Origin of the sequence: Neisseria iguanae, from assembly GCF_003013245.1 — a bacterium.
GTDB lineage: Bacteria > Pseudomonadota > Gammaproteobacteria > Burkholderiales > Neisseriaceae > Neisseria > Neisseria iguanae.
In genome coordinates this window covers 1-4,748 of record NZ_PXYY01000131.1, presented here as the reverse complement: position 1 = coordinate 4,748, position 4,748 = coordinate 1, and the positions used below count along the sequence as shown (strand labels likewise).

Annotated in this window: 7 protein-coding genes; 6 read left to right on the top strand and 1 reads right to left on the bottom strand. The window is 50.3% G+C overall.

Annotation, left to right across the window (positions count from 1 at the left end):
- The 4 genes from C7N83_RS15410 to C7N83_RS13045 all read left to right on the top strand — a co-directional run.
- Positions 1 to 204: hypothetical protein (locus C7N83_RS15410; RefSeq protein ID WP_211296668.1), on the top strand; the 204-nt coding region annotated here is incomplete at its 5' end.
- Between the two features lie 136 nt (positions 205 to 340).
- Positions 341 to 1,066 (top strand): ribonuclease PH, encoded by a 726-nt coding sequence (gene rph, locus C7N83_RS13055; protein WP_106743165.1) that lies wholly within the window; start codon positions 341 to 343, stop codon positions 1,064 to 1,066.
- Between the two features lie 86 nt (positions 1,067 to 1,152).
- Positions 1,153 to 1,839 carry a nicotinamide riboside transporter PnuC gene (gene pnuC, locus C7N83_RS13050; protein ID WP_211296667.1) on the top strand — a complete coding sequence of 229 codons (687 nt, stop codon included), beginning with the start codon at positions 1,153 to 1,155 and terminating at the stop codon, positions 1,837 to 1,839.
- Positions 1,788 to 2,348, top strand: coding sequence for an AAA family ATPase (locus tag C7N83_RS13045; protein WP_106743163.1), 561 nt, complete (start codon positions 1,788 to 1,790; stop codon positions 2,346 to 2,348). The genes pnuC and C7N83_RS13045 overlap by 52 nt, the downstream gene beginning before the upstream one ends.
- Here the strand turns inward: C7N83_RS13045 and C7N83_RS13040 are convergent.
- Positions 2,337 to 2,552, bottom strand: a complete 216-nt coding sequence (locus C7N83_RS13040) for a hypothetical protein (RefSeq protein WP_146135166.1) — start codon at positions 2,550 to 2,552, stop codon at positions 2,337 to 2,339. The genes C7N83_RS13045 and C7N83_RS13040 overlap by 12 nt on opposite strands.
- 61 nt (positions 2,553 to 2,613) lie before the next feature.
- Here C7N83_RS13040 and C7N83_RS13035 point away from each other — a divergent pair, with 61 nt between their 5' ends.
- Both C7N83_RS13035 and C7N83_RS14365 read left to right on the top strand, forming a co-directional pair.
- Positions 2,614 to 3,834, top strand: coding sequence for an aspartate kinase (locus C7N83_RS13035; protein WP_106743160.1), 1,221 nt, complete (start codon positions 2,614 to 2,616; stop codon positions 3,832 to 3,834).
- Positions 3,835 to 4,398: 564 nt separating this feature from the next.
- Positions 4,399 to 4,590, top strand: coding sequence for a hypothetical protein (locus C7N83_RS14365; protein WP_146135165.1), 192 nt, complete (start codon positions 4,399 to 4,401; stop codon positions 4,588 to 4,590).
- The last annotated feature ends 158 nt before the right edge of the window (positions 4,591 to 4,748 follow it).

Sequence of the window (4,748 nt, the reverse complement as noted above, 5' to 3'; positions counted from 1 at the left end):
TTGCCTGCCGTTTTTACGGCGGTTTTTCACCGGGCTGTTTTGATGGCAAAAAGGACGCTTTTTATAAACATTGGCAAAAAACCGCCAAAAGGCCTGTATGATAAGGTTTCCGGCGGTTTTTATCATCTCAAATGTCTAAGTAAGCCTCTTTTTTGGGTACACTCCAAAGCAAGTAAACGCAGAACGCGCAGACATATCACATAGATAAACTCAGTGTTCGAGAAGCGCATTGCAAAGAAATGTGCCAAAGATGAGGATTTTACAAAGGTCTCAGATGCCTGTAAGTTTCACTATCCCGAAACTGCTATAATCACCCTGTATTTTCATTAAGGAATGTTTCATGAGTCACCCTATCCGCACCAACCGCGCCGCCGACAGCCTGCGCGACGTCCGCCTCACACCGGATTTTCTGCCACACACCGACGGCTCGGTGCTCATCGAATGTGGCAACACCAAAGTCATCTGCACTGCCTCAATTGACGAAAACGTACCGCCGTTTCTGCGCGGCAAAGAACAAGGCTGGGTAACGGCGGAATACGGCATGCTGCCCGCTTCCACTGCTTCCCGTATGCGCCGCGAGGCCACTGCGGGCAAGCAATCCGGCCGCACACAGGAAATCCAACGCTTAATCGGCCGCTCGCTGCGCGCGGTGGTCGATATGAAGAAACTGGGCGAACGCCAAATCCTGATTGACTGCGATGTGGTTCAAGCCGACGGCGGCACGCGAACGGCTTCGATTACCGGCGCATTCGTTGCCTTGCAAATGGCGGTGAACAAATTGCTTTCAGACGGCCTGATTACCGAAAACCCGATTACCGAAGCCGTGGCCGCCGTATCGGTCGGTATGGTCGGCGGCGTCCCGCTGTTGGACTTGGATTATCCTGAAGATTCGGGCTGCGACAGTGATGTGAATATCGTAATGACTGCTTCGGGCAAAGTCATCGAAATCCAAGGTACGGCCGAAGGTGCGCCTTTCAGCATTGGCGAATTGGGCAAACTGATTGCCTTGGGTCAGAAAGGCATTGCCGAGTTGGTGCGGCACCAGCAAACCGCATTGCAGGCCTAAGCGTGCAGTAAAGCGGTCTGAAAACGATATCTTCCGGCCGGCCTTTCTGTGTATTTTTCAAAGTCATCATGATTCAGACATCAATAATGGATATTTTCAATTCGCTTTTTGCACAATACCAAGGCGTGGATACTTGGCTGATTATCTTAGAATTGGCGGCAGTGGCCTTCGGCATGGCCAGCGTATGGCTGATCCGCCGCGGCAGCTTGTGGGGGTTTCCGGTCGGCATCGCCAGCACAGCCGGATTTGTCTGGCTGTTGTGGGTGTATACCCTGTTCGGCGATATGCTGATTAACGCGTATTACACGGTTTTGAGCGTGTACGGTTGGGCAAAATGGGCGAAGCGGCAACAGAAAGATGATGGATTCCGCATATCGCCTTTCGAACGCAGGGACTGGTTCGCCTGTATCGCACTGATCCTCTTCAGCGTGGTGTTTGTCGGTTCGGTTTACTGGTTCAAGCCCTACATCAACAACGGCTTTTCTTGGCAGGGCATCAGCGCCGGATTTACCCATTTCACCTGGATGGATTACACCGACATTTTCACCACTGCGCTGTTTTTGGTGGCGATGTGGCTGATGGCGGAAAGCAAAATCGCCCACTGGATTTTATGGATAGTCGCCGATACCGTTTCCGTTCCTTTGTATTTTTATAAAGGCCTGACCTTCAGCGCGTTCCAATACGTTATTTTCACCCTCATTGCCATCAGCGGCTATGCAACATGGAAAAAAATCTCAACCAAACAGGCGGCAACATTCACCGCGTTGCCGTAATCGGGCCGGAATCAACGGGAAAAACCACTTTATCAAAAGCCTTGGCAGAACATTTCCAAACGCATTGGGTGCCCGAATACATGCGCGGCTACTGCCAGATTTTGTGGGACGAATGGCAGCAAACCTGCCGATGGGAAGATTTGCTGCCGATTGCCATGGGGCAGATGCAGTCTGAAAACCGGCTGGCACAAACTGCGCATGATGTTCTCATTTGTGACACCTGTCTGTGGGAATTAATGGTGTATGCCTGTCTGTATTTCGACAAATGTCCGCCGCAATTGGAAGCCGCTGCGATCGCCTCGCATTACGATACCGTTTTCCTGACCGATATTGACGTGCCGTGGGTGGCCGATGACTTGCGCGACAAACCCCAAGAACGGGAAAAAGTATTGGCTTTATTCAAGGATTTCCTTAACCGGAATCATATTGCATTTACCGTATTGAGTGGTCCGCATGAACAGCGCTTGCAACAGGCAGTCAACATGATTGAAAAAGCTTTAATAAAATAAACCAAAGGCCGTCTGAAAAATGATTTTCAGACGGCCTTTTAACTTTTGAAGGCTATGTTCAAGTCCATCATTCACACGAAAACAAACAGTAATATTGTCAACAATGTCACGAAACTGCCCCATTTCCCAAGCAGTTACGCCGTAGACCCGAATTAATCCGGCTGCAACCTTGAATTTTATGTAAAAAATAGTAATAATAACCAAACTTTTCCCACCACCGCAGCAACAAAACCGCTGCCCCAACTCCCAAAGAAAGCACGAAAAAATGGCGTTAATCGTACAAAAATACGGCGGCACCTCAGTCGGTTCCGCCGAACGCATTAAAAACGTAGCCAACCGTGTAGCCAAAGCCCGCGCCGAAGGCCACGACGTTGTCGTGGTGGTATCGGCCATGAGCGGCGAAACCAACCGCTTGGTTGCCTTGGCACACGAAATGCAAGATACGCCCGACCCGCGCGAGTTGGACGTCGTCTTGTCCACTGGCGAACAAGTAACCATCGGCTTATTGGCCATGGCCTTAAAAAATATCGGCGTGGCGGCCAAAAGCTACACCGGCTGGCAAGTAGCGTTGAAAACCGACACCGCCCACACCAAAGCCCGCATCGAAAGCATCGACGATAAAAAAATGCGTGCCGACTTAGCTGCCGGCCGCGTGGTGATTGTAGCCGGTTTCCAAGGCATCAGCAGCGAAGGCGACATTGCCACCTTGGGCCGCGGTGGTTCGGACACCTCCGCTGTGGCTTTGGCCGCGGCGCTGAATGCCGACGAATGCCAGATTTACACTGACGTCGACGGCGTCTACACCACCGACCCGCGCATGGTGCCCGAAGCGCACCGCTTGGATACCATTACTTTCGAAGAAATGCTGGAACTGGCAAGCCTTGGTTCGAAAGTCCTACAAATCCGTTCCGTAGAATTCGCCGGAAAATACAAAGTACGCCTGCGCGTATTAAGCAGCCTGCAAGACGGCAGCAACGGCACTTTAATTACCTTTGAAGAGGACGACAACATGGAAAGAGCTGCCGTAACCGGTATCGCCACCGATAAAAACCAAGCCCGTATCAACGTGCGCGGCGTACCTGACAAACCGGGCGTCGCCTACCAAATCTTGGGCGCAGTAGCCGATGCCAACATCGAGGTCGACATGATTATCCAAAATGTCGGCTCGGAGGGCACCACCGACTTCTCGTTTACCGTTCCGCGCGGCGATTACAAAGCCACACTGAGCCTGTTAAACGACTTGAAGGACAGCATCGGCGCAGCGGATATCGATGGTGACGACACCGTATGCAAAGTTTCCGTAGTCGGCATGGGCATGCGTTCGCACGTGGGCGTGGCAGCAAAAATCTTCCGTACCTTGGCTGAAGAAAGCATCAACATCCAAATGATTTCAACTTCTGAAATCAAAGTTTCGGTATTGATTGATGAGAAATACATGGAACTGGCTGCCCGCGTTCTACACAAAGCCTTTGAATTGGAAAAATAATTTTTTCTGATTGAAACACAGGCCGTCTGAAAAATCCATGCTTTCAGACGGCCTTCCATAGTGAAATCAGGCCTATTAGACATTAGGGCTGATAAAAACCGCCGGAAACCTTATCATACACTATATTACTTTAGAGGCTCAGGAAGGAAATTTATTCCAATAGCCTATTTCGTAGCATTTCCAGCAAGCACTGATACAAATTCTCTTTGCGATAATTAACGCAAAATTCCGTTGCCTTCAAGTGTAAATAGAACGGTTGTGTCCTGAAAAAATGATGCCTCAAAAAACGGACGGCCATAGAAAAAAGCGCAACCTGTGATGTATGAAAACCCAGACTACCCCCAACCGCCTGACTGCCACAGTACAAGCATAACGAAAAACGGCTTCAAAAACTACGGCAAACAGAACTGACGTTGCAAACAGTGCAAACGACAAATTTGCCGGCAACCGCAATCTTACCTACCAGGGTTGCCGTTCCCAAACGGACAAACTCGCCTGCTTCATGACGGTACGTTGCCGCGGCATACGCAGCATCTGTGCCGTTACCGGTTTCAACCGGGCCGCATGGCAGTGAAGCAATCACGAAAGCCGTCCCGGGCAAAACATTACGCCATATTGGAAATCGGCGAATTTCATACCTTTGTCGGCAAGACAGCCAACAAGGTTTGGTTGATTGCGGAAGCGGCATACGGAAGGCATCGAGGGCAACAACTGCCGTTTGCGCCACAGAACAAGCTGTGCACTAAGGCTTCCTGACAATTATTCGTCATAAAGGCAGCCGCAGTAAAAGTCGGCTTCATTTTAACAGTTGCCATTTTCTATATTCCTTATTTTACAGCTTCAGCAGCGGCTCCCAAATTCAACTCTTGACCTGCAGCCAAGACGTAAGTTTTTTTACACCGCTGCGACGTCCC

What these genes read in the sequence shown, in the direction of transcription:
- rph (WP_106743165.1), top strand. Translation starts at nt 341, where the DNA reads ATGAGTCACCCTATCCGCACCAACCGCGCCGCCGACAGCCTGCGCGAC.
- pnuC (WP_211296667.1), top strand. Translation starts at nt 1,153, where the DNA reads ATGGATATTTTCAATTCGCTTTTTGCACAATACCAAGGCGTGGATACT.
- C7N83_RS13045 (WP_106743163.1), top strand. Translation starts at nt 1,788, where the DNA reads ATGGAAAAAAATCTCAACCAAACAGGCGGCAACATTCACCGCGTTGCC.
- C7N83_RS13035 (WP_106743160.1), top strand. Translation starts at nt 2,614, where the DNA reads ATGGCGTTAATCGTACAAAAATACGGCGGCACCTCAGTCGGTTCCGCC.
- C7N83_RS14365 (WP_146135165.1), top strand. Translation starts at nt 4,399, where the DNA reads ATGGCAGTGAAGCAATCACGAAAGCCGTCCCGGGCAAAACATTACGCC.